General features: G+C 68.9%; 22 protein-coding genes and 1 tRNA gene. 16 read left to right on the forward strand and 7 right to left on the reverse strand.

Going from position 1 to position 22,015, the window contains the following annotated elements; genetic code table 11:
- Window positions 1-27: 27 nt before the first annotated feature.
- Window positions 28-117 (reverse strand) — tRNA-Ser (locus ASG43_RS15095).
- 433 nt (window positions 118-550) lie between these two features.
- On the opposite strand from ASG43_RS15095, the gene rplU reads away from it, so the two are divergent.
- The 13 genes from rplU (at window position 551) to ASG43_RS15160 (ending at window position 12,739) form a co-directional block, all read left to right on the forward strand.
- Window positions 551-1,048: a 50S ribosomal protein L21 gene (gene rplU, locus ASG43_RS15100; protein WP_056506589.1), complete on the forward strand. Its 498-nt coding sequence runs from the start codon at window positions 551-553 to the stop codon at window positions 1,046-1,048.
- Between the two features lie 51 nt (window positions 1,049-1,099).
- Window positions 1,100-1,369, forward strand: a complete 270-nt coding sequence (gene rpmA, locus ASG43_RS15105; RefSeq protein WP_056506592.1) for a 50S ribosomal protein L27 — start codon at window positions 1,100-1,102, stop codon at window positions 1,367-1,369.
- Window positions 1,370-1,500: 131 nt separating this feature from the next.
- Complete coding sequence (locus tag ASG43_RS15110) at window positions 1,501-2,073, forward strand: GNAT family N-acetyltransferase (protein ID WP_056506595.1); 573 nt, start codon at window positions 1,501-1,503, stop codon at window positions 2,071-2,073.
- Window positions 2,073-2,615, forward strand: a complete 543-nt coding sequence (locus ASG43_RS15115) for a DUF3833 family protein (RefSeq protein ID WP_162244728.1) — start codon at window positions 2,073-2,075, stop codon at window positions 2,613-2,615. The genes ASG43_RS15110 and ASG43_RS15115 overlap by 1 nt, the downstream gene beginning before the upstream one ends.
- A 151-nt stretch (window positions 2,616-2,766) precedes the next feature.
- The gene (gene obgE, locus ASG43_RS15120) at window positions 2,767-3,843 is read left to right on the forward strand and encodes a GTPase ObgE (protein ID WP_056506599.1); all 1,077 of its coding nucleotides are present in this window, start codon (window positions 2,767-2,769) and stop codon (window positions 3,841-3,843) included.
- A complete protein-coding gene (gene proB / locus ASG43_RS15125; protein ID WP_082490941.1) occupies window positions 3,840-5,069 on the forward strand; it encodes a glutamate 5-kinase in 1,230 nt (409 codons plus the stop codon). The genes obgE and proB overlap by 4 nt, the downstream gene beginning before the upstream one ends.
- On the forward strand, window positions 5,059-6,354 hold the full coding sequence (locus ASG43_RS15130) for a glutamate-5-semialdehyde dehydrogenase (RefSeq protein WP_056506602.1): 1,296 nt from the start codon (window positions 5,059-5,061) through the stop codon (window positions 6,352-6,354). The genes proB and ASG43_RS15130 overlap by 11 nt, the downstream gene beginning before the upstream one ends.
- Window positions 6,351-7,004, forward strand: a complete 654-nt coding sequence (locus tag ASG43_RS15135; protein ID WP_056506605.1) for a nicotinate-nucleotide adenylyltransferase — start codon at window positions 6,351-6,353, stop codon at window positions 7,002-7,004. The genes ASG43_RS15130 and ASG43_RS15135 overlap by 4 nt, the downstream gene beginning before the upstream one ends.
- A 131-nt stretch (window positions 7,005-7,135) precedes the next feature.
- On the forward strand, window positions 7,136-7,519 hold the full coding sequence (rsfS, locus tag ASG43_RS15140; RefSeq protein WP_244488119.1) for a ribosome silencing factor: 384 nt from the start codon (window positions 7,136-7,138) through the stop codon (window positions 7,517-7,519).
- An 81-nt stretch (window positions 7,520-7,600) separates the two neighbouring features.
- The gene (rlmH, locus tag ASG43_RS15145) at window positions 7,601-8,083 is read left to right on the forward strand and encodes a 23S rRNA (pseudouridine(1915)-N(3))-methyltransferase RlmH (RefSeq protein ID WP_056506608.1); all 483 of its coding nucleotides are present in this window, start codon (window positions 7,601-7,603) and stop codon (window positions 8,081-8,083) included.
- A 266-nt stretch (window positions 8,084-8,349) separates the two neighbouring features.
- Window positions 8,350-10,074 (forward strand): peptidoglycan DD-metalloendopeptidase family protein, encoded by a 1,725-nt coding sequence (locus tag ASG43_RS15150; protein ID WP_056506610.1) that lies wholly within the window; start codon window positions 8,350-8,352, stop codon window positions 10,072-10,074.
- The gene (locus ASG43_RS15155; protein ID WP_056506612.1) at window positions 10,064-11,407 is read left to right on the forward strand and encodes a S41 family peptidase; all 1,344 of its coding nucleotides are present in this window, start codon (window positions 10,064-10,066) and stop codon (window positions 11,405-11,407) included. The genes ASG43_RS15150 and ASG43_RS15155 overlap by 11 nt, the downstream gene beginning before the upstream one ends.
- A gap of 234 nt (window positions 11,408-11,641) precedes the next feature.
- Window positions 11,642-12,739 (forward strand): divergent polysaccharide deacetylase family protein, encoded by a 1,098-nt coding sequence (locus tag ASG43_RS15160; RefSeq protein WP_244488110.1) that lies wholly within the window; start codon window positions 11,642-11,644, stop codon window positions 12,737-12,739.
- A gap of 77 nt (window positions 12,740-12,816) precedes the next feature.
- On the opposite strand, the gene ASG43_RS15165 is transcribed toward ASG43_RS15160, so the two are convergent.
- The 5 genes from ASG43_RS15165 to ASG43_RS15185 form a co-directional block, all read right to left on the reverse strand.
- Window positions 12,817-13,485, reverse strand: coding sequence for a hypothetical protein (locus tag ASG43_RS15165; RefSeq protein WP_056506618.1), 669 nt, complete (start codon window positions 13,483-13,485; stop codon window positions 12,817-12,819).
- Window positions 13,486-13,589: 104 nt separating this feature from the next.
- A complete protein-coding gene (locus tag ASG43_RS15170; protein ID WP_056506621.1) occupies window positions 13,590-14,153 on the reverse strand; it encodes an ankyrin repeat domain-containing protein in 564 nt (187 codons plus the stop codon).
- Window positions 14,154-14,184: 31 nt separating this feature from the next.
- Entirely contained in the window at window positions 14,185-15,165 is a 981-nt protein-coding gene (locus tag ASG43_RS15175; protein WP_056506624.1) for an aldo/keto reductase, read from the reverse strand.
- Window positions 15,166-15,368: 203 nt separating this feature from the next.
- Window positions 15,369-17,324, reverse strand: a complete 1,956-nt coding sequence (locus ASG43_RS15180; protein WP_056506628.1) for a methyl-accepting chemotaxis protein — start codon at window positions 17,322-17,324, stop codon at window positions 15,369-15,371.
- Between the two features lie 250 nt (window positions 17,325-17,574).
- A complete protein-coding gene (locus ASG43_RS15185) occupies window positions 17,575-18,507 on the reverse strand; it encodes an AEC family transporter (protein ID WP_056506630.1) in 933 nt (310 codons plus the stop codon).
- Between the two features lie 740 nt (window positions 18,508-19,247).
- Between ASG43_RS15185 and ASG43_RS15190 the strand changes: the two genes are divergently transcribed.
- Together ASG43_RS15190 and ASG43_RS22275 are read left to right on the forward strand one after the other, a co-directional pair.
- Complete coding sequence (locus ASG43_RS15190; protein ID WP_056506634.1) at window positions 19,248-19,685, forward strand: MarR family winged helix-turn-helix transcriptional regulator; 438 nt, start codon at window positions 19,248-19,250, stop codon at window positions 19,683-19,685.
- A gap of 213 nt (window positions 19,686-19,898) precedes the next feature.
- Window positions 19,899-20,075 (forward strand): DUF2934 domain-containing protein, encoded by a 177-nt coding sequence (locus tag ASG43_RS22275; RefSeq protein ID WP_082490944.1) that lies wholly within the window; start codon window positions 19,899-19,901, stop codon window positions 20,073-20,075.
- Between the two features lie 36 nt (window positions 20,076-20,111).
- Here the strand turns inward: ASG43_RS22275 and ASG43_RS15195 are convergent, their stop codons facing one another.
- Entirely contained in the window at window positions 20,112-20,804 is a 693-nt protein-coding gene (locus ASG43_RS15195) for a GntR family transcriptional regulator (protein WP_056506635.1), read from the reverse strand.
- Between the two features lie 151 nt (window positions 20,805-20,955).
- Here ASG43_RS15195 and ASG43_RS15200 point away from each other — a divergent pair, with 151 nt between their 5' ends.
- Entirely contained in the window at window positions 20,956-21,951 is a 996-nt protein-coding gene (locus ASG43_RS15200; RefSeq protein WP_056506638.1) for a TRAP transporter substrate-binding protein, read from the forward strand.
- Window positions 21,952-22,015 lie beyond the last annotated feature (64 nt).

Raw genomic sequence — 22,015 nt, forward strand, 5'->3', positions numbered from 1 at the left:
CGGAGCGGTGCTGAATTCGAGCGGTCCTGGCGGAAAGGGGGGGATTCGAACCCCCGATACGGTTGCCCGTATGCCGCATTTCGAGTGCGGTGCATTCGACCACTCTGCCACCTTTCCGGGGCGGACATATCTTTGAAACCGAATGCCGTGTCCAGATGAATTTTGATGGAATCGATGGGTTTTTAATGCCGCGGTGCCGCGGGAGCCGGAATGGCGAGCGATGCGCGGCAGGACGGGCCCGTCCCGAACGGCGCCCGCCGCGGACGGTCCCGCTCGATCGCGCATTGACCTTTAGGACCCGTGACGCTAGGAAACCGCAGGATGGGCGTGGGGCGACTTGCGTCCATCGGCTCGTCATGACGTGTTTCGAAGCGACGGTCGTCCAGCCGGCGCATCGCCATGTGCGGGACGAGGCCTCGTCCGATCGGGTTCGAGGCGATCGAGAGCTGACTTTGCGATCTCCTCCGGGAGATCGACGGAGCGGCAAAGAACAACAAGAAGACGGTCCGGGGTTTCCCGAGAGCCGGCGCGAAGTCCAACGAGGTTTCTCATGTTTGCAGTCATCAAGACCGGGGGCAAGCAGTATCGTGTCGTCGCCAACGACGAGTTCACGATCGAGCGCATTCCCGGAGAGGCCGGCGACGCCGTGTCCTTCACCGAGGTTCTGATGGTCGGCACGTCGATCGGCGCGCCCTTCGTCGCCGGCGCATCCGTCGCCGCCGAGATCGTCGAGCAGACGCGCGGCCCGAAGGTCATCTCCTTCAAGAAGCGTCGTCGCCAGAATTCCAAGCGCACCCGCGGTCATCGCCAGGATCTCACGCTGATCCGGATCGGCGAGATCCTGACCGACGGCAAGTCCGCGACCCCGTCCGAGGCCAAGGCACAGACGCCCGCAAAGGCCGAGACCGCGCAGCCGGCGACCGCCGAAACCGCGCCGGCCGCCACCTCGGGCGAAGGCGCATCCGCTGCCGATGCCGCGCCGGCCAAGAAGCCGCGCGCGCCCCGCAAGACCAAGGCTGCCGAGGCCGAAGGCGGCTCCGAGGCCTAAGGGTTCAGCGCCCGTCAAGGGCCAGCGCATTCGAGATCAGGAGAGTTTCACATGGCACATAAAAAAGCAGGCGGTTCTTCCCGCAACGGCCGCGATTCCGCCGGCCAGCGCCTCGGCGTCAAGAAATCGGGCGGCCAGGCCGTGATCCCGGGCAACATCATCGTGCGCCAGCGTGGCACGCAGTGGCATCCGGGCGCGAATGTCGGCATGGGCAAGGATCATACGATCTTCGCGACCGCCGAGGGCGTCGTCACCTTCCAGACCAAGGCCCGTGGCCGAGCGTATATTTCCGTCACACCGAAGGCCATCGCAGCAGAGTGACCGGAGCAGATCGATGCGCCGGTGTCCCAGAGACCCCCGGCGCATCGATCCGGCCCGAGAACGGGCGGCCTGACGCGGAACAAGAGGGGAGATGGGGCGCCATCTCCCCTTTCGCGTTGAGGATTCCCGCTGTGGAACAGGACTTCGACTCCCTTCTCGCCGACCCTCTCGAACCGATCGCGACGCGTCGCCTCGTGCTGCGTCCGCCGGTTCCCGCCGATGCCGTCGCCATGGCGCGGCTCGCCAACGACCGGGGCATCGCGACGATGATGGCGCGCCTGCCGCATCCCTACGAACTGCACCATGCCGAATCGTTCCTGGAAACCTGCGACCACGAACTGGTCTTCGCCGTGACCCGCCGGGACGACGACGCCTTCATGGGCCTGTGCGGCGTGCGCGCGACGGCCAAGCCGAGCCTCGTCGATCTCGGCTATTGGATCGGCCGCCCCTTCTGGGGCAAGGGCTACACCACCGAAGCGGCGCAGGCGGTGATCGACTTCTCCTTCACGCGGCTCGACGTCGAGAGAGTCACGGCGAACTGCCGGGCGATCAACCTCGCCTCCCGGCGGGTTCTCGAGAAGTGCGGCTTCCAGCATCGGGGCACCGGCACCTTCCTGTCGGTCGTCGCCGGCCGGGTGGCCAGCGAGGACTTCAACCTCGATCGCCGCGCCTGGACCGCCCTCAAGCAATGGGGACGCGCCTGATGCTGCGCAGCCTGCTGGCGGCCTTGCTCCTCGCTCTGTCCGGATGTGCCGCGGCGCCCCGGCCGGACGCCGGCGGGACGTTCCGGCCGGAGGCGTTCTTCGCGGGTGCGAGCGTCAGCCGTGGGGAGATCCGGACCGCCTGGTTCTTTCGCGAGGCCTTCACGGCGGACTTCGAAGGCCGGGCGGCGCGCGGCGCGCTGTCGCTCGACGAACGCTTCCGGTTCACCGACGGCGACCGGTTGCAGCGCTGGCGCCTTCGGGCGCAAGCGGACGGACGCTATACCGGCACCGTCGAGACGGAGACGGGCGACGGCGTCTTGAGGGAGCCCGTCGCGGTCTCCGGCTATCGCACGGCGAAGGGCCTCGTCTTCGACTACGAAGGCTTCGCGCCCGGTGGCGGAGACACCCGCCTGCGGTTCCGGCACCTGATGGAGATGCGCCCGGACGGCAGCGTCTCCAACACGGTGCGCATCTCCAAGCTCGGCGTGCCGATCGCGGGTGCGCAGGTTGTCTTCTCCAAGCCGCCGGCACGGGGCGACTGAACGCCCGGTCTCGGCCGGGACGCGGTCGCGCAGGCGGGACGAGCGCTCCAAAAACCCTGTCCGATGGTCGGGCCGATGCTGTAGAAGAACGAAAACCGAAGCGACCGGGCCCCCATCCACTGGGCCGGGTCGACGGATGGAAAGAACGACGATGAAGTTCCTCGATCAGGCCAAGGTCTATATCCGCTCGGGCGACGGCGGCGCCGGCTCGGTGTCGTTCCGCCGCGAGAAGTTCATCGAATTCGGGGGACCGGACGGCGGCGACGGCGGGCGCGGCGGCGATGTCTTCATCGAGGCGGTGTCCGGCCTCAACACGCTGATCGACTATCGCTACCAGCAGCATTTCCGCGCCAAGACCGGCACGCACGGCATGGGCCGCAACCGCACGGGCGCCAAGGGCGAGGACGTGACGCTGCGCGTTCCCGCGGGAACGCAGGTCTATGCCGAGGACAACGAGACGCTGCTCTTTGATCTCACCGAGATCGGCCAGCGCTACCGGATCGCGGCCGGCGGCAACGGCGGCTTCGGCAACCATTATTTCAAGACCTCGGTGAACCAGGCGCCGCGCCGCGCCAATGCCGGCCTTGAAGGCGAGGAACTGACGATCTGGCTGCGGTTGAAGCTCATCGCCGATGCCGGCGTCGTCGGCCTGCCCAATGCCGGCAAGTCGACCTTCCTCGCCTCGGTGACCGCGGCCCGGCCGAAGATCGCGGACTATCCCTTCACGACGCTCCATCCCAATCTCGGCGTCGCGACGATCGACAGCCACGAATTCGTTCTCGCCGACATTCCCGGCCTCATCGAAGGCGCGCATGAAGGCGTCGGCATCGGCGACCGCTTCCTCGGCCATGTCGAGCGCACGCGCGTCCTTCTCCATCTGGTCTCCGCGACCGAGGAGGACGTGGCCGAGGCCTACCGGATCGTGCGGGCGGAACTCGAAGCCTATGACGAGGCGCTCGGCGACAAGCCCGAGATCGTCGCCCTGTCGAAGATCGACACGCTCGATGCCGACGAGAAGGCCAAGAAGCTCAAGGCGCTCGGCAAGGCCTCGGGCAAGCGGCCGCTCGCGATCTCCGCGGTCAGCCGCGACGGCATGACCGAGGTCCTGCGCCAGCTGCGCCGGGAGATCGCCGGCGTCGGCGGCGAAGCGGACGAGGAGGCGGAGTTGGATCGCTGGTCGAACCCGCCGTCGGACGAGGGCGCGGGGCGCGGGAGCGAGCGCGGGTGAGCGCGGCCGCCAGTCTCGGCCGGGCCGGCCGCATCGTCCTCAAGATCGGCTCGGCGCTTCTCGTCGACCGACAGACCGGACTTCGGCGCGACTGGCTGGAAACGCTCGTCGCCGACGTCGCCGCCATCGCAAGCTCGGGCCGCGACGTGCTCGTCGTCTCGTCGGGCGCCATCGCGCTCGGGCGCAAGGTCCTCGGACTGCCCCACGGGGCGCTGAAACTCGAGGAGAGCCAGGCCGCCGCGGCGGTCGGGCAGATCGCCCTCGCCCATGCCTATGGCGAACTTCTCGGCGCGCATGGGTTGACGGCGGGCCAGATCCTTCTGACCCTCGGCGACACCGAGGAGCGGCGGCGCTACCTGAACGCGCGCGCCACCGTCGGCACGCTCCTGTCCCTCGGCGCGATCCCCGTGATCAACGAGAACGACACCGTGGCGACGACCGAGATCCGCTACGGCGACAACGACCGGCTCGCGGCGCGCGTCGCCACCATGATGTCGGCCGATCTCCTCGTGCTCCTGTCCGACATCGACGGCCTCTACACCGCGCCGCCCGCCAGCGATCCGACCGCGCGCCACATCGAGACGGTCGCAGCGATCACGCCGGAGATCGAGGCGATGGCCGGGGGTGCGGCCTCGATCTTCTCGCGCGGGGGCATGAAGACCAAGATCGACGCCGGCAAGATCGCAACGGCGGCCGGCGCGTCGATGATCATCACGCGCGGCGACCGGATGCATCCTCTGGCGGCGATCGAACGCGGCGAGCGGGCGACGCTGTTCCGGCCGACGGCCAATCCCGTGACGGCGCGCAAGCGCTGGATCGCGGGCCATCTCAACACCGCCGGCCGCCTCGTCGTCGATGCCGGCGCGGTGCGGGCGCTGCGATCGGGCAAGAGCCTGCTGCCGGCGGGCGTCCGCGTCGTGCATGGCGAATTCGGGCGCGGCGATACGATCATCGTCGCCGACGAAGAAGGCCGCGAGGTCGCGCGCGGGCTCGTCGCCTACGATGCGGCGGAGGCGCGTGCCGTGGCGGGCCTGCGCTCCGCCGAGATCGAGGCGGCGCTCGGCTACGAACCGCGCGCGGCGATGATCCACCGCGACGATCTCGTGATGGAACGTCATGGTTCGGCCGGAGGCGTCGCGACCCCGCCCACGAGGGCGGAAGCCCGGATCGACGAGCCCTTGGCCGCGGAGCCCCGGACCGCGCAGGAGGAGAACCATGCTGGATAGACCCGTTTCCGCCGCCGCCGATGACGGCGACACCGCGGCGCTGATGGCGACGATGGGCGAGCGGGCCCGGCGGGCCGCGCGCCAGCTGGCGCTGGCCTCCCGCGAGACCAAGGACCGCGCGCTTCTCGCCATGGCCGAAGCCGTGGAACGGGCGGCACCCGCGATCCTTGCCGCCAACGCGGGCGATCTCGCCCGTGCCCGCGCGGCCGGGCTGTCCGCCCCCCTTCAGGACCGGCTGATGCTGGACCCCGCTCGCGTCGCCGGCATCGCCGCCGCCATCCGCGACGTCGCCCGCCTGCCCGATCCCGTCGGCTCGGTGATCGCGGAATGGGACCGTCCGAACGGGCTGTCGATCTCGCGCGTGAGAACGCCGCTTGGCGTCGTCGGCGTCGTCTACGAGAGCCGGCCGAACGTCACCGCCGACGCCGCCGTTCTCTGCCTGAAGGCCGGCAATGCCGTGATCCTGCGCGGCGGCTCGGATTCGGCGGCCTCGTCCGGCGCGATCCATGCCGCGCTCGTCGAAGGACTGGAATCAGCCGGTCTGTCCGCCGACGCGGTGCAGTTCGTGCCGACGCCCGACCGGGCGGCGGTCGGCGCCATGCTGACGGGCTTGTCGGGGGCGATCGACGTCATCGTGCCGCGCGGCGGCCGCTCGCTCGTGGAGCGCGTGCAGCGCGAAGCGCGCGTGCCGGTCTTCGCCCATCTCGAAGGCCTCTGCCATCTCTTCATCGACAAGGCCGCCGATCCGGACATGGCGGTCGCCATCGCCGTCAACGCCAAGATGCGGCGAACCGGCGTCTGCGGCTCGGCGGAAACGCTGCTCGTCGACGAAGCGGTGCTGGACACCCATCTGGCGCCGATCCTCGACGCGCTCGTCGCCAAGGGCTGCGAGATCCGCGCGGACGACCGGGTGCGCGCCGCCTATCCGGCCGCCCTCCCCGCAAGCCCGGAGGACTGGGAGACCGAATATCTCGACGCGATCATCTCGGTCGCCGCGGTGAAGGGCGTCGCGGGCGCCATCGCCCATATCGAGCGCTACTCCTCCCACCACACCGAGGCGATCGTCACCGAGGACATCGCCACAGCCGAGCTTTTCCTGGCCTCGATCGATTCCGCCATCCTCCTCCACAATGCCTCGACGCAATTCGCCGATGGCGGCGAGTTCGGCTTCGGCGGCGAGATCGGCATCGCGACGGGCAAGATGCACGCGCGCGGGCCGGTCGGCGTCGAGCAGCTGACGAGCTTCAACTACAGGGTTCGCGGCACCGGCCAGACACGGCCGTGAAACGATCCAGCTTCGTTCCCGGCACGCAGGGGCTGGATGCCGCGGCGCTGCGGCTGCCGCATGTCGAGGCGGGCATGTCGGTCGGGCTTCTCGGCGGATCGTTCAACCCGCCCCATCCCGGCCATCGCCTCGTCGCCGAACTGGCGCTGCGCCGGCTGGAGCTCGACCGGCTCTGGTGGATGGTCACGCCCGGCAATCCGCTGAAGGACCACGGCGATCTGCGCTCGCTCGCCGATCGCGTCACCGCGTCGCGCGCCATCGCCCGGGATCCCCGCATCTGCGTCACCGCCTTCGAGGCGCGGTATCAGGTGCGCTACACGGCCGACACGCTGGCCTTGCTCCGCCGCATCCGGCCGGACGTCACCTTCGTCTGGATCATGGGCGCCGACAGCCTCTCGACGTTTCACCTTTGGCAGGGCTGGCGCCGGATCGCCGCCACGACGGCGATCTGCGTGGTGGATCGGCCGGGCGCCACGCTCTCGCTTCTGTCATCCCCGGCCGCTCAGACCTTGTCGCGAAGCCGGATGGCCGAGCGCGACGCCAGCCGGCTGAAGCATCGCAAGCCGCCGGCCTGGGTTTTTCTTCACGGCCCAAGATCCGCCGTCTCCTCGACGAAGCTTCGGGCAGGAACAGGCGCGTCTTCGTCATGAAAAAGACCCGCCGTCTTGAAACCGACACCGATCGGTGCCTATGTTGAAGGTGTGTCCCGGCGTTCCGCGGGGACAGCGCTATAAAAGGAACGACGAAACTGAGACCTGCCACACAGCCGGAGGAAGCGACCCTGAACGCTCCTGCCGATGCGCCCGTCGCGACGCCCGCGTCCGACCGGAACCTCGTGGACATCGTCCTGTCGAGCCTCGACGATTCCAAGGGCGAGGACATCTTCTCGATCGACCTTCGCGGAAAATCGGCGCTCGCCGATCACATGGTGATCGTCTCGGGCCGTTCGAACCGTCACGTCACGGCGGTCGCCGAGCACCTTCTCACCGACATCAAGGACGGCGGCTTCGGCAATTGCAAGGTCGAGGGCCTGCAGAACGGCGATTGGGTGCTGATCGATGCCGGCGACGTCATCGTCCACATCTTCCGCCCCGAAGTTCGGGCCTTCTACAACATCGAGAAGATGTGGTCCGTCACCGAAACGGGCGACTCGACGGTCCACTGACCGTCGGGATCGCGTCTTCGCCGTGATCTCCCGCATGGTTCGGTCCGGCCATATCCGGCCGACCCTGCGATCGTCGATGCCATGCGGCTGACGATCGCCGCCATCGGCCGCATGAAGGCGGGCCCCGAGCGCGATCTCGCCGCCCGCTATCTCGAACGCCTCGCCAAGTCGGGCGCGCCGCTCGGCCTCGACTATGCCGGCCTCGTCGAGCAGCCGGAATCACGTTTGGGCACGGTGCCCGAGCGCAAACGCGACGAAGCCGCCCGGCTGACGGGACCCTTGCCGGACAAGACCGGGCTCGTCGTCCTCGATGAAACCGGCAAGATCCTGTCCTCCGAGACCTTTGCCGAAGAACTCGCGCGGCTGCGCGACGAGGGCCTACGCGATCTCGCCCTCCTCATCGGCGGACCCGACGGCATCGATCCCGACTTGCGCGGGCAGGCGCGCCTCGTCCTGTCGCTCGGCCGGATGACGTGGCCGCACCAGATCGCGCGCATCCTCCTCGCCGAACAGCTCTACCGGGCGACGACCATCCTCGCCGGCCATCCCTATCACCGGGTCTGAGGAGCATTCGTCGCGGCCGATGTCGACGGGATCGAAGGGTTCGGCCGGCTCGACGGCCCTGGAAGCGAGGCCCATCTTGCCCGCGCCAACCTGCCGCCGCTTCACGATGGTTCCGGCCGGCGCCATCGTGCCGCCGCTTCACTATGGTTGATGTCTTGTTAACGACCGCGGGCTAGGGTCTCCTCGCTTCGCAAGGCGCCGGGCGGACGCGCGGCGACGCGGTGGCGGACCGGCGGTCGAAGAACTGGACGAAAGGTCGGGGACTCTTGGCAGGACCATCGGGACGAGACGCATCGCGGCGCAAGCCGCGGCTGAGGCCGCTCCTTCTGGCGGGAAGCCTCGCATGTCTCGTCTGCCTCGACGCTCCCTCCGTCGTCGGACAGAGCCTTGCCGAACCCCGATCGGGCGAGATCGACGTTCTGGCCAGCGCTTCGCCCGCTTTTGCCGCCGACGAGACCGTCGGCAGCGTCACCCGTCTCGTGACGCTCGATGCCGAACGGCGCAAGACCGCGCTCGACCTCGCCAATCTCGCGGACCAGATCCAGCTGACGGAGGAGGCGATTCGCCGGCTCGACGGCGAGATCGACACGCTCGCCTCCGATCGGGACGGCATCCGCTCCGCCATGATCGAGGCGGCCGCGCGCCAGAGGGAAGCGGCCGCCGACATCGCCGCGACCGAAGCGCGCATCGAGTCGCTGGGCGAGGACGAAGCGGAGATCAAGGTGTCGCTGCGCGAGCGTCGCGGCCTTCTCGCCGAAGTGCTGGGCGCGCTGGAGCGGATGGGGCGAAAACCGCCCCCGGCCCTCCTGGTGCGGCCGGACGATGCGCTCGGCTCGGTGCGGAGCGCGATCCTCCTCGGCGCGGTCGTTCCCGGCATCCGGGCCGAAACGCAGAAGCTCGTCGCCGACCTCGACCGGCTTTCGAACGTGCGCCGCGACATCGTGGCCGAGAAGGAACGCTTCGTCGCGGGCCTGACGCGCCAGCGCGAGGAGGAGGTGAGACTGTCCCGCCTGTTCGCGCAGAAGGAACGCCTCGAAGCCGATCACCGCGGGCGCCGGGAAGCCGAGGCGCGGCGCGTCGCCGAACTCGCGGCCAAGGCGACGACGCTCCAGGATCTCATCGAAACGCTGGAAGGCGAGGCGACGAAGGCTCGGATCGCCGAGGAAGCGGAAGCCAAGCTCGCGGCCGAACGCCGCGAGGCCGCGCTGAAAGCCGAGCGGGACCGTCAGGCGGCAGACGCGGCCGATGCCAAGGCTCGGCAAGAGGAAGAGGCGCGAATCGCCGCGGCAACTCCGCCAGCGCCGCCCTCGACGCCCTCGGCGCCCGACGACACCGTGGTCGCCGCCACGACGCCGGACCAAACGCCGCGGGCCTCGCCGTCCACGGCCCCCTCCCCCGGCCCCAGCCCGGAGACGGGCACGAGCACTGGAATGGGCACCGACATCGCTGCGCTGGAGCGCGAGCCGGTCGCCGAACCGCCGGAGCCGACCTACGATATCGCGTCACTTCGTCGTGACATGAATCGGCTCGAACCCGGCGCCCCATTTTCGACAATGAAAGGCCGTCTGTCCAAACCGGTGGCCGGACCGGAACGCGTGGGATACGGACAGGGCGACGGCATCGGCCGTCCGGCTTCCGGCATCACGCTGGATGCGCGTCCCGGCGATCTCGTGACGGCGCCGGCCGATGGACAGGTATTGTATTCAGGGCCTTTTCGGTCTTACGGACAGCTCTTGATCCTCAATGCAGGCGATGGCTATCATGTCGTGCTTGCGGGTATGAGCGAGATCGACGTCAGCGTCGGACAGTTCGTGCTTTCGGGAGAGCCCGTCGCCGTGATGGGAGCGAAGAGGGTGGCCAGCGCCGCGGCGGCGGATGTCGGCCTGCCCGAGACCTCGCTCTACGTCGAATTTCGCAAGGACGGGAAACCGGTCGATCCGTCTCCCTGGTGGACGGCCCGACCTTCTGGAAGGACGAGGAATGATTCGTAAGCTCTCGATACTCTTCGCCGGGGCGCTCATGGGCGCGACCGCGATGACCGTCATCGTCGGCCAACAGGCCGGCGTCGCCAATGCGGCCGGTTCCGACACCTATCGCCAGCTTGCGATCTTCGGCGACGTCTTCGAGCGCGTGCGCGCCCAGTATGTCGAGAAGCCGGACGACCAGAAGCTGATCGAGACCGCCATCAACGGCATGCTGACCCAGCTCGACCCGCATTCCAGCTACATGAACGCCAAGGAAGCGGCGGACATGCGCACGGAGACGCGCGGCCAGTTCGGCGGCCTCGGCATCGAGGTCACGATGGAGGACGAGCTCGTCAAGGTCATCTCCCCCTTCGAGGGCACCCCGGCCGACAAGGCCGGCGTCCTCGCCGGCGACCTGATCGCGGAAATCAACGGCGAGCAGGTCCGCGGCCTGACGCTCGGCGAAGCCGTCGAGAAGATGAAGGGCGACATCGGGACCTCGGTCACGCTGACGATCGTGCGCGAAGGCGCCACCAAGCCGGTCAAGCTCACGCTGAAGCGCGACGAGATCAAGGTTCCCTCCGTGCGCCACACGGTCGAGAACGACGTCGGCTACATCAAGCTCCTGAAGTTCAACGAGCAGACGACGGTCGGCCTCGAAGAGGCGATCGCCGACATCGAGGAGAAGGTGCCGGGCGACAAGCTGAAGGGCTTCGTGCTCGACCTGCGCCGCAATCCGGGCGGTCTTCTCGACGAGGCGGTCAGCGTCTCCGACGCCTTCCTCGAATCCGGCGAGATCGTCTCGACCCGGGGCCGCAACGCCGAGGAAACCCGTCGCTACAACGCTCGCACCGGCGACGACATCAAGGGCAAGCCGCTCGTCGTCCTCGTCAACGGCGGTTCGGCCTCGGCGTCCGAGATCGTGGCGGGCGCGCTCCAGGATCAGCGCCGCGCGACGGTCGTCGGGTCGCGGTCCTTCGGCAAGGGCTCGGTCCAGACCATCATCCCGCTCGGGGCGAACGGCGCTCTGCGACTGACCACGGCGCTCTACTACACGCCGTCGGGCCGCTCCATCCAGGGTCGCGGCATCGATCCCGACGTCAAGGTCGAGCAGCCCCTGCCGGACGACATCAAGAAGCAGATGGGCCTCGAGAGCGAAGACGAGGTCGTGCGCGGCGAATCCTCGCTGAAAGGCCACATCACCGGCAACGAAGAGAACGAGGAAGGCTCCGGCTCGCTCGACTACGTGCCGCCCGAGCAGAAAGACGACCTGCAGCTGATCTACGCGATGGACCTGCTGCGCGGCGTCAAGACCGACGCGTCCTTCCCGCCCAAGGCCGACAAGCGCGCCGCCAACTGATCTGGGCGGGATGCGGGTGATCCGCAGACCCGCGATCGACCCCAAGGCCTCGGCTCCTCCAGGAGCCGGGGCCGTTTCATGTCGGCGCCGGGAGACCGGCCCGATCGAGCCCCGGTCCAGCTTGGACTGCTAGCCAGGGCCATGCTCGACGATCTTCGACGCCCTCTCGGCCGGGACCTTCCACGCCCCGCGACCCCCGGCCGCAGGCCGCCGAGATCGGGCACGCTCTTCGGCATGGCGTTCGCCGCCGCTCTTCTCGCGGGCTCGGCGGCGACCGCCTGGTTTCAGCCGACCTATCCGACCGGCGACCTCATTGCCGAGATCGAGGCGCGGCAGGCTCGCGCTGCCGAAGCCGCCAAGGCCGAGATCTCGTCGGCGCCGGTGCGCCCGCTCCCCGTCGTCGTCGCCGCGAACGCGCCGCCCCCCGTCGATCCCACGCTTCCCGTCGTGACCTATCCCCCGGGCGTTTCCGGCGCATCCGGCGCGCTGGTCTCCGTCAGCGATCCCGGCTCGATCCGGCAGGCGCCGAGCTTCGCCGACCGGCCGGACGAAGCGCTGATCGAGACCTCCGACAACGGGCCGCTGCCGATCCGCTCGCCGGACGGACGTCGCCCCTTCGACGTCTATTCCATGGCGCCGTCGGCCGATTCGGGAACCCGCATCGCCATCGTCGTCGGCGGTCTCGGGATCAGCCAGACGGGAACGCAGGCCGCCATCGAGGTCCTGCCTCCGGGCGTGACGCTCGGCTTCGCGCCGGCGGGCAACAGTCTCGACCGCTGGATGAAGGAAGCGCGGCGGACCGGGCATGAACTCCTGCTGCAGGTGCCGATGGAGCCCTTCGGCTATCCCGCCACCTCGCCGGGCGCCGACACGCTGACCGCCGCCGACGTCTCGTCCGGCGATTTCAAAGCTCTCGACCGGTCGCTCGGACGGCTCACCAACTATGTCGGCGTGTCGAACTTCATGGGCGCGCGCCTGACGTCCGATCCCGCCGCCATGACGCCGTTCCTGAAGGAACTGGCGCGCCGCGGCGTGATGTATCTCGACGACGGCTCCTCGGTGCGCAGCGTCACGCGGGATGCCGCACGGCAGGCGGGCGCCGTCCATGCACAGGCCGACGTGCTGATCGACAGCGAGCAGGACGCCGCCGCCATCACCAACCGGCTCGACTCGCTCGAACGCGCAGCTCGCGCCAACGGCTCGGCGATCGGCACGGCTTCGGCCTTCGACGTCTCGGTGTCGACCATCGCGGCCTGGATCAAGGGCGCGGAAGCCCGCGGCGTCCGCGTCGTCCCGGTCTCGGCGCTGGCGAGCGATCCCGAGAGCCGCTGACGGCGGACCCGCAAGGACGAGACGCCCCGGCTCTTCCCCAAGCAGTCAGCCGAAACCGAACGCTCGGGCCATGGTCGTCAGCGCAGGGGGCCGGCCGCCTCGAAGGCACTCCAGTCGACGAGTTCGGAGCTCGACGACGCATCGTCGCCGGACCGTCGCCCAGGCTTTCCCACCTTGCCCACCTTGCCCGTCTCGCCCGCTTTGCCCTCCGGGCCAGCGCGGCGCTTGAGCGCCGCCTTGCTGGCCGCGCGCCGCCGCGCTTCCGCCGTCGCGGCGGCGTCCTCCTCGCGCCAGATCGTCACGAGATCGCGGTCCAGCACGTCTTCGACGACGCTCGGATCGAAGACGTGGAACGTGACCGTCCTGGCGCGTCCCCGCAGCTGGACGGTTCGCGTTCCCGCGCTCTGGAGGCGCCCGTCCTTCGTCCACTTCAGCCGCTCGCGGGACGAGATCGCGAGGATGTCCTCCGCTTCGCTCGGGAGAACGGGAAGCGTCCCGATGCCGGCGAGCACCTGCGCGACGATCCGCTGCGCCCCCGCGAAGCGTGCCTCGTCCCCGGCGGGTATGCGCAAGCGGATCAGGCCGTCTTCCGCGGACAGGCGCTTGCGGTCGGGGAAGGCCAGCCGCGCCTTGATCTCCCGCTGGATTCCGTCGGCCCGCACCGAGGAGCCGAGCGCAGCGGCGACCGGAAACGGCCACTCGGCGAGCTGGAGCGCGGTCCTGTCCGGCGTTTCGCGTGTCGTCATGCCGCTTCAGCGAAAACGGGGCCATGGTGGTTCCCTCGGCGGCTGCGGCGGCTCTGCGCGGGCTCCCGAGGACGGGTGGCGAGCGCGCCTCGCAAGAGCCCGCGTCAGTCGCTGCCGCCGAGCCGGGCGGCCATATCCGCCGCGCCCATGGCGCGCGCGCCATCCGCTGCGGTGAGTCCCGCTCGATCCCGGGCGCCGGCGTCGGCGCCGCGCTCCAGCAGGAGATCCACGATCGGGGCCCGGTCGAACATCGCGGCGACCGCGAGCGCGGTGCGCCCGGCGGGATCGCGGGCATCGACCGTCGCGCCGTGATCGAGAAGGAGCCGGGCGATGGCGAGGTCGCCCTTGAAGGCGGCGCCCGCCAGCGGCGTCTGTCCGCGATCGTTCGCAAGATCGGCGTCGGCGCCGTTCTCCAGGAGCAGGCGGCTGAGATCGGCATGGCCGTGATAGCTCGCCAGCATCAGGAGACTGTCGCCCTTGTCGTTGCGAAGGTTCGGCGGAAGGCCGCCCGCGATGAGATCGGCCATGGGCGCGAGGTCTCCGGCGCGCGCATGGGCGAAGACGCGCGCGGCGAAGGCCAGCGTTTCTTCGTCGGGATCGGTCGATGCCGAAAGGGGTGAGGAAGCGTCGGCCGCGGCGGGAGACGAGGCGTCCGTGTCGGTTGTCATGGGCGATGTCCGATCGAGGATGACGAGCGTTTCAGGAGAACCCGACGACCGTGTGCGGCACATAGGGCGCTTCCAGCGCCGCGATCTCATCGGGCGTCAGGGTCAGGTCGAGCGCCGCGACGGCGTCGTCGAGATGATGGGGCTTGGAGGCGCCGACGATTGGAGCGGTGATCTCCCGTTTCTGGAGAACCCAGGCGAGCGAGACCACGGCCCGGGGCACGCCGCGCGCCTCCGCCACTCGTGCGACCGCCTCCACGACCTTGCGGTCGGCATCGGCGGTCGCGGCATAGAGCGTCTTGCCGAACTCGTCGGTCTCGGACCGCGCGCTCGTCGCATCCCAGTCGCGGGTCAGGCGGCCACGGGCGAGCGGGCTCCAGGGGATGACGCCGATGCCCTCCGCTTGGCAGAGCCGCAGCATCTCGCGCTCCTCCTCGCGGTAGAGGAGGTTCACGTAGTTCTGCATCGACACGAAGCGCGCCCAGCCGTGGCGCTCCGAGGTCGCCAGCGCCTGGGCGAACTGCCAGGCATACATGGAGGACGCGCCGATATAGCGGGCCTTGCCGGCGCGCACGACGTCGTTCAGCGCCTCCAGCGTCTCTTCGATCGGTGTCTCGGGATCCCAGCGGTGGATCTGGTAGAGATCGACATGGTCGGTGCCGAGCCGGGCCAGACTGGCGTCGATCTCCGCCAGGATCGCCTTGCGCGACAATCCCGCCCCGTTCGCGCCGGGCCGCATCCGGCCTTGGACCTTGGTCGCGATCACGACCTCGTCCCGGCGCGCGAAGTCCTTCAAGGCGCGGCCGAGGATCTGCTCGCTGGAGCCGTCGGAATAGACGTTCGCCGTGTCGAAGAAGTTGATGCCGAGGTCGAGGGCCTTGCGGATGAACGGCCGGCTGTCCGCCTCCGGCAGCGTCCAGGCATGGTTTCCGCGATCGGGCTCGCCATAGGTCATGCAGCCGAGGCAGAGGCGGGAAACGTCGAGGCCGGTCCGGCCAAGCTTCACCCATTGCATCGCAATCTCCTCTCGAACGCCGCGTCGCCGGCTCGCTCGCCGCAGAACTAGACCGCGAAGGCCGCTTGTGAAGCGTGCGAGGCGTCGACATGGGGTCGGCGAGATGGGTCGGCGTCGGCGATTCCCTGTCGCCCGACGCCGACCCCCGCGTCACCCTCGGCCCGCCGACGCAACGACGGGCCGTGTCAGGGCGGGAACGTGGATCAGAACTCCGACCATTCCGCATCCACCGGCGCCGGCTTCGCCGCCGCGCCGCCACGACCCGAGGCGCGCATCTGAAGGACCGGTGCCGCCCGACGCTTCGGCGCGGCGGGACGGGTGTCGGCAAGCGGCCTTTGCGCAAGGCTCGTCCGGAACTGCCCCACCATGGCGGCGAGTTCGGCCGTTTCGCCGGACAGGGTCTCGGCCGCCGCCGTCGTTTCCTCGACCATCGCCGCATTCTGCTGCGTGACCTTGTCCATCTGGTCGGCCGCGACGGACACCTCCCTGAGGCTGGAGGCCTGCTCGCCCGCCGACTGGGCGATCTGGGCGACGACGTCGCTCATCTCTCCGACCCGCGCCTGGATCTCCTCCAGCGACCGGCCGCTCGCCGTGACCAGTTCGACGCCGTCCCTGACCTGAGCCGAGGAAGCGGAGATCAGCGTCTTGATCTCCTTGGCCGCCTCCGCCGAGCGCTGGGCGAGGCCACGCACCTCCTGGGCCACCACGGCGAAACCCCGACCGGCCTCTCCGGCCCGCGCGGCTTCGACGCCGGCGTTGAGCGCGAGGAGGTTGGTCTGGAACGCGATCTCGTCGATGACGCCGATGATCTTGCCGATCTGCTCGGAGGATTGCTCGATCGCTCCCATCGCCGTGACGGCGCGGCCGACGATCTCGCCGCCCTTCTCGGCATTCTTGCGGGCCGTCGCGGCGGCGGTCTGGGCCTTGGCGGCATCCTGCGCCGTCACGTTGATGCCGCGCGTCACCTCGGCCAGCGCGGCGACCGTCTCCTCGAGGCTCGCCGCCTGCTGTTCGGTGCGCTGGGACAGATCGTTCGCAGCCACCGTGATCTCGCCAAGACCGGTCTTCATCGTGCCGACAGCCAGGACGACCGCTCCGATCGTGCTCTCCAGGCTCTCCACGCTGCGATTGAAGAGATCGCAGACCTCGACGTAATCGGCGTTACGGGCGGGATCGAGCCGCGCCGTGAGATCGCCGTTCGACAATTGCTCGAAGCTCGGGCGGATCGCGGCGACGAAGGCTTCCCTCGCAGCCGTCGTGGCGCGCTGCTCCGCGGAACGGCGCGTCGTCTCGGCCGAGCGGCGCTCGTCGGCGTTCATGCTGTCCTGACGGTCCTTCTCGAGGGCGGCTTCCCTGAAGGATTCCACGGCTGCCGCCATGGCGCCGAGTTCGTCGCCGCGACCGACGCCGGGAATGACGACGGACGTGTCGCCGGCCGACAGGCGCCGCATCACCTCGGTCATGGCGACGACGGGCCGCGCGACCGCCTTCGAGAGAAGCCCGCCCATCGCCGCCGCCAGAAGAAGCGTGATCGCCGACCCCGCGCCGAGGACGAGGAACGTGGTCTGGAAGGCGGCATCGGCATCGGCGCGACGCGTGGTCAGCAAGTCCTGCTCCGCAGCCCGGATGGTGGCGACGTCGTCCTTCACCGCCTGGACCCGCGGCGCCGTGACGCCGTCGATCACCATCTGGAGGGCCCTTTGCCGCGTCGCGGGGTCTGAGGCGAGACCCATCTGGACGTCGGCGACGTTCGCCGCGTACTCCGCCCCGTCGGTCTTCAGCTTCGCGACACGCACCTGCTGCGTCGCATTGTCGCTCGTCAGCCGGGCGATGGTCTCGATCGCGGTCTCGAAGTCGTGGGATGCCGCTTCGAAGGCGGTCCGGTAGAGCGGCGTCGGGCTGATGGTGAAGCCCCGAACGGCGGCGACCTGTTCGACGAAGGCTTCCCGCGCGGCATCGGCCTGCGCCAGCACGGTCGTCGTGTGACGATCCCAGCCGCTGGCCGTCTGAATGCCGGACAGATTGTAGCCGACGAAACCGGTCATCGTCAGCACGGTCAAGAGGATTGTCGAGAAGGTCACGATCAACTTGCGATTGATCTTCAGATCGGAGAAGGACATGGAGAGTTCCAGAAGACCGTTTTGCTGCGCGTCGACCATCGTCGCGCTCCCCCTTCTCTTAAGCAGAACTACTTAATTTCATCTCAATGGAAAATTAATTATGTAAGCTTTGCTTTGTATTTCGAGACGCGAGCACGGTCGCGACCGGAACCCGCTCGTAGACAGGCCCCATGGGGGAATCACGCGGGGTCGCCGGGCGTCGGGCGATCCGTTCCGATGTCGGTCCCCGGTCTCGGCCTTCGATCCACCGCCATCGATCGACCGGACGGCGATGGAGGCCAAGGCCGGATCAGATCGCGACGGCGAGATAGGCCGAGACGGTCAGGATCGAGAGAAGCGTCGAGACGAGCACCACGGTCGCCGTGAGATGGCCGTCGCGTCGATGGAGTTCGGCCAGCATGAAGGGCCCGGTTCCCGTGGGCAGCGCCGCCATCAGCACCGCGGTGTGCGTCAGCATCGGTGTGAGGTCGAAGACGAGGACGGCGAGCGTCCAGGCGATCAGCGGCTGCACGAGGAGCTTCAACGCGACGATGAGCGTGGCGGAACCGGCATCGCGCGTCGCGGCGGCCCGCTCGGCGGCGAGAAACGAGCCGAGGGCGACGAGCGCCGTCGGAGAGGCAGCCGCACCGAGAAGCTTCAGGAAGCCGTCGAGGGACGCGGGCACGGACAGTCCGAGCAGCGGCACGAGAAGGCCGAGCGCCGGCGCGATGACGAGAGGGTTGCGGGCGAGCGAACCGGCGACCGCGCCGACGAGGCGCGGACCGCGGACCGCGTCGTTCACGCCGATTTCGATGAGCACGAGGGCGATGCCGAAGAGGACGCAGACGGTGAGGATCGTCGCCAGCAGGGTCGGCGCCATCGCGGCCGGGCCGAGAGCGGCAAGGGCCAGGGGAAAGCCGACGAAACCGGTATTGGCATAGCCGGCATTCAGACCGTCGATGGCCGCGTCCGCGAGCGGGCGCGAGCGGCGGCGGACCGCGACCGTTCCCGAAAAGACCAGAAGTCCGCTGAGGCCGAAGGCGGCGATGAAGCCCGGCTGCCACAGATCGCTCCATCCGGCATGCGCCACGATGTCGAAGAGCAGCGTGGGCAGGGCGAGATAGACGACGAACCGGTTCAGTTCCGACGTGGCATGCGGGCCCAGAAACCCCAAACGCCGCGCCAGCCATCCCGCGAAGACGAGAGCGAAGACCGGCAGGACGACGGCAAGGGTCGAAAGCATGGGGAGAACCATTCGTGGCGGGATGCGAGGACACGCCCCGGCTCGGCGGTCGCTGTGCCGGGGCGCGTCGCGGGTGCGGGAAACGCGGACCGGGCCGGGCGTCGCAGGCACGGCCGATCGTCTCGCGGCGGGATGCACCGAGCCGGCCGACGATCCTCTCCCCGCGCTCCCGGGGATCGATCGCGGTCGCTCGGCATACCGAAACATGGCGGCGAATGCCAATGCCGATCGAGCGTCCTTCTTCGGGCCGGATCGGTCGTCGAAGCCCGATGCGCAGCGGCATCCAGGCAGAGATCCTGCAACGCTCCTCTCGCCAAAGGATGGCAGGGCCGTCATGCCCCGGCCGAACAGCATCCGACAGGGTCTTTGCAGCTCAGTGATCCCCGAAACGGCCGGATGATAGCCATAAAACCTTTCTGGGGATGATTTCATCCCGGGATGGGAGAAGAGTGTTCTTCGACGTCGCGAGGGACCGGCCCCTCGTTGATCGACATCAAGGGGCGACGACCGGAGCGTCGGACGAGGACATCGGGAGGGCGAACGCGAAGGGCGCGGCAAAGTCGCCTTCGCTCGGCCTCGCCGTGAGCCCTCGCCTCGCCCCCTCGCAGGGTCGAGCAGTCGGAGCTTCCGCGGGGAGCGAGGTTCTTTGAGGTAGAAGGAGAGCCGTGATGCTGGAAATTGCGACGCCTTCCCACCGCGCCCGGCGGCATGAGACGTCCGCGCCTCGACCGACATCTTCGATGCCGCACGAGATCGGATTGGTGCCCGCTTTGTTGTCGATCGCCAAATCCACGCGCGCCATGCATGGGCTGAAGCTGGCCGAATGTGGCTTCAGCAACGGGCAGGACGAACTGCTGCTCGCCATTCCCGAGGGGGGCCTCGCCGTGAACGAACTGGCGGACCGCCTGATGGTTCGCCCGTCCACCGTGTCGAAGATGACGGACCGCCTGATCGAGAAGGGGCTCATCCGGCGCATCGCCGACGGCAGCGACGGGCGCCGGACGATCGTGCGGATCACGGCTTCGGGGATCCGGGCCCGCGCGCGGCTGATCCAGGCGCGGAGCGACCTCGACGACGACCTGACGAAGCCGCTCGGCGAGGAGGCCTGTGCCGCCCTGCAGGCGCGCCTGACCGACTGCGTCGAACGCCTGGCCAAGCGTCTGCGGCGGCTCCGATAGGGCATCGTTCGGCCGATCGGAGGCAAGGATGTCGGCGGGCTGCGGGTTCGCGGCCGCAGGCGACGATCGACGGAAGGGGGCTGAAGCGACCCGGCGCGATGCGCCCGGTATCACGCACGATGCTCCGGGGCCGGGAGCCGCCGCCCCCTCCAACGGATATCTCGAAGCGGCCGGCACCCCGACGAACCGGCACCCCGACGAATCGGAACGCTCATGCCCTACGAAGACACCACACCCCGGGTTCGCGAGCGCGCCTATCGTCTTTGGGAGAAGGCGGGACGGCCCTATGGCCGCGAGTTCGAATTCTGGGCCGAGGCTTCGCGGGAGATCGAGGCCGATCGCGAGGCGGAGCGCCAGCGCCTTCAAGCCGAGCGGATCGTCGCGCGCTGACGGGGCGGCGTCCGGCCGACGGGAGGAAGCATCGGCCTATTCGAAGAGATCCGGATGCGCCGCTTCCGCCTTGGGAAGCGCTCTCAAGATCTCTGTGAGGTGCAGGCGCATGGCCGCCTCCGCGCCCGGCGCATCCGACGCATCGATCGCGGTCATGATCGCGCGATGCTGGGCGATCAGCGGCAGCATGGAATGGCGGCCGGGCAGCGTCAGGTGGCAGACCCGGTCCATATGGGCCTTGATGTCCCGGATCGCCTCCCAGGCGAGGCCGCAGCCCGCACCCTCCGCCAGCTCCACGTGGAACTGCTCGTCGTAGCGCTGGAAGCTTGCGTGGTCGCCACGCTCGGCAACCATCTCCTGAAGGGCGAGGAGATCGGAAATCCGCTCCCGGCTCTGCGGTGAGAAGGCGGTCGCGGCCTGCCGCACCACCGCGCATTCCACCGCCTCGCGCACGAAGCGCGCCTCCATCATCTTCTTCACCGAGAACTTCACGACGACCGTCCCGCGCTGCGGCTGGATGTCGATGAGGCGGGAGCGGGCGAGCGCGATCAGCGCTTCTCGAACCGGCTGGCGCGACACGCCGTAGCGCAAAGCGATCTCCTGCTCCGACAGCCGTGCACCGGGCGGCAGTTCCAGCGTCACGATCGTTCGCCGGAGCTCCGCTTCGACGCGCTGCGCGCTGGACTGCGATCCGCTGGACGAGGACGGCGCCGCGATGGATGCGCTCATGGTTCGATCCCTCCATGGCGCCTTGCGCACCATACAGTCTTATACTACCATACAATCGAGCTCGGACCAAGGATCGTTCCGAGCGTCAGTCACGTGCCCGCCGTCTGGGAGGACGAGTCGCCGCGCCGACCTTGGGCACCGATCGGGAGAAATGTCCATGAAATGCCGCATCCTCGCGCTGGCCTCAGCAGCTGCGCTCGCCTGCGTCCTCGCAGCGCCGCTCTCGTCCGCCCTCGCTCAGGAGGTCACGCTCCGCTCCGCCGACATCCATCCCGACGGCTACCCGACCGTCGAGGCCGTGAAGTTTTTCGGCGAGGAACTGTCCAAGGCGACGGGCGGGCGCATCGCGGTCCAGGTGTTCCACTCCGCCCAGCTCGGGCAGGAGAAGGAAACGATCGAGCAGGCGAAGTTCGGCGTGATCGACCTCAACCGCGTCAACATGGGACCCTTCAACAACCTCGTCCCCGAAACGCTGGTGCCCGCCCTTCCCTTCATCTTCCGCGACACCGCGCACATGCGCACCGTGATGGACGGACCGATCGGCGAGGAGATCCTCGCGGCCTTCGAGGGCCAGGGCCTCGTCGGCCTTGCCTTCTACGATTCCGGCGCGCGCTCCTTCTACAATTCCAAGAAGCCGATCAAGACGGTCGCGGACATGGCGGGCCTGAAGGTTCGCGTCATCCAGTCCGACCTCTTCCTCGACATGGTCAACGCCATGGGCGCGAACGCGACGCCGATGCCCCCGGGCGAGGTCTATTCCGCGCTCCAGACCGGCGTCGTCGACGGCGCGGAGAACAACTGGCCCTCCTACGAGAGCTTCCGCCATTTCGAAGTGGCGAAATACTACTCGATCACCCAGCATTCGCTGTCTCCGGAGGTCCTCGTCATGTCGAAGGCGAGCTACGACAAGCTCTCGCCGGAGGATCAGGCCGCGGTGAAGACGGCGGCGAAGGCTTCCGTCGCGAAGATGCGCGAGCTCTGGGAAGCGCGCGAGACGGTCGCGGAGGAGAAGGTCCGCGCGGCCGGAATCGAGGTGAACGAGGTCGACAAGGCGCCTTTCGTGGAGGCCATGAAGCCGATCTACGAGAAATACGCCGGCGAAGCCAAGCTCGCCGGCATGGTCGAGCGCATCCGCGCCACGAAGTGAGATCGTCGGGCGGGCGCCTCCCCGGAGGGGCCCGCCCTCTCGCCCGTGTTTCTCTCCCGTGCTT

Origin of the sequence: Aureimonas sp. Leaf454 (assembly GCF_001424685.1) — a bacterium.
GTDB lineage: Bacteria > Pseudomonadota > Alphaproteobacteria > Rhizobiales > Rhizobiaceae > Plantimonas.

What these genes read in the sequence shown, in the direction of transcription:
- ASG43_RS15115 (WP_162244728.1), top strand. Translation starts at nt 2,073, where the DNA reads ATGCTGCGCAGCCTGCTGGCGGCCTTGCTCCTCGCTCTGTCCGGATGT.
- ASG43_RS15190 (WP_056506634.1), top strand. Translation starts at nt 19,248, where the DNA reads ATGCCGCACGAGATCGGATTGGTGCCCGCTTTGTTGTCGATCGCCAAA.
- rplU (WP_056506589.1), top strand. Translation starts at nt 551, where the DNA reads ATGTTTGCAGTCATCAAGACCGGGGGCAAGCAGTATCGTGTCGTCGCC.
- ASG43_RS15170 (WP_056506621.1), bottom strand. Translation starts at nt 14,153, where the DNA reads ATGACAACCGACACGGACGCCTCGTCTCCCGCCGCGGCCGACGCTTCC.
- ASG43_RS15165 (WP_056506618.1), bottom strand. Translation starts at nt 13,485, where the DNA reads ATGACGACACGCGAAACGCCGGACAGGACCGCGCTCCAGCTCGCCGAG.
- ASG43_RS15185 (WP_056506630.1), bottom strand. Translation starts at nt 18,507, where the DNA reads ATGCTTTCGACCCTTGCCGTCGTCCTGCCGGTCTTCGCTCTCGTCTTC.
- ASG43_RS15195 (WP_056506635.1), bottom strand. Translation starts at nt 20,804, where the DNA reads ATGAGCGCATCCATCGCGGCGCCGTCCTCGTCCAGCGGATCGCAGTCC.
- ASG43_RS22275 (WP_082490944.1), top strand. Translation starts at nt 19,899, where the DNA reads ATGCCCTACGAAGACACCACACCCCGGGTTCGCGAGCGCGCCTATCGT.
- rlmH (WP_056506608.1), top strand. Translation starts at nt 7,601, where the DNA reads ATGCGGCTGACGATCGCCGCCATCGGCCGCATGAAGGCGGGCCCCGAG.
- ASG43_RS15130 (WP_056506602.1), top strand. Translation starts at nt 5,059, where the DNA reads ATGCTGGATAGACCCGTTTCCGCCGCCGCCGATGACGGCGACACCGCG.
- rpmA (WP_056506592.1), top strand. Translation starts at nt 1,100, where the DNA reads ATGGCACATAAAAAAGCAGGCGGTTCTTCCCGCAACGGCCGCGATTCC.
- ASG43_RS15200 (WP_056506638.1), top strand. Translation starts at nt 20,956, where the DNA reads ATGTCCATGAAATGCCGCATCCTCGCGCTGGCCTCAGCAGCTGCGCTC.
- ASG43_RS15175 (WP_056506624.1), bottom strand. Translation starts at nt 15,165, where the DNA reads ATGCAATGGGTGAAGCTTGGCCGGACCGGCCTCGACGTTTCCCGCCTC.
- obgE (WP_056506599.1), top strand. Translation starts at nt 2,767, where the DNA reads ATGAAGTTCCTCGATCAGGCCAAGGTCTATATCCGCTCGGGCGACGGC.
- ASG43_RS15155 (WP_056506612.1), top strand. Translation starts at nt 10,064, where the DNA reads ATGATTCGTAAGCTCTCGATACTCTTCGCCGGGGCGCTCATGGGCGCG.
- ASG43_RS15160 (WP_244488110.1), top strand. Translation starts at nt 11,642, where the DNA reads ATGGCGTTCGCCGCCGCTCTTCTCGCGGGCTCGGCGGCGACCGCCTGG.
- ASG43_RS15180 (WP_056506628.1), bottom strand. Translation starts at nt 17,324, where the DNA reads ATGGTCGACGCGCAGCAAAACGGTCTTCTGGAACTCTCCATGTCCTTC.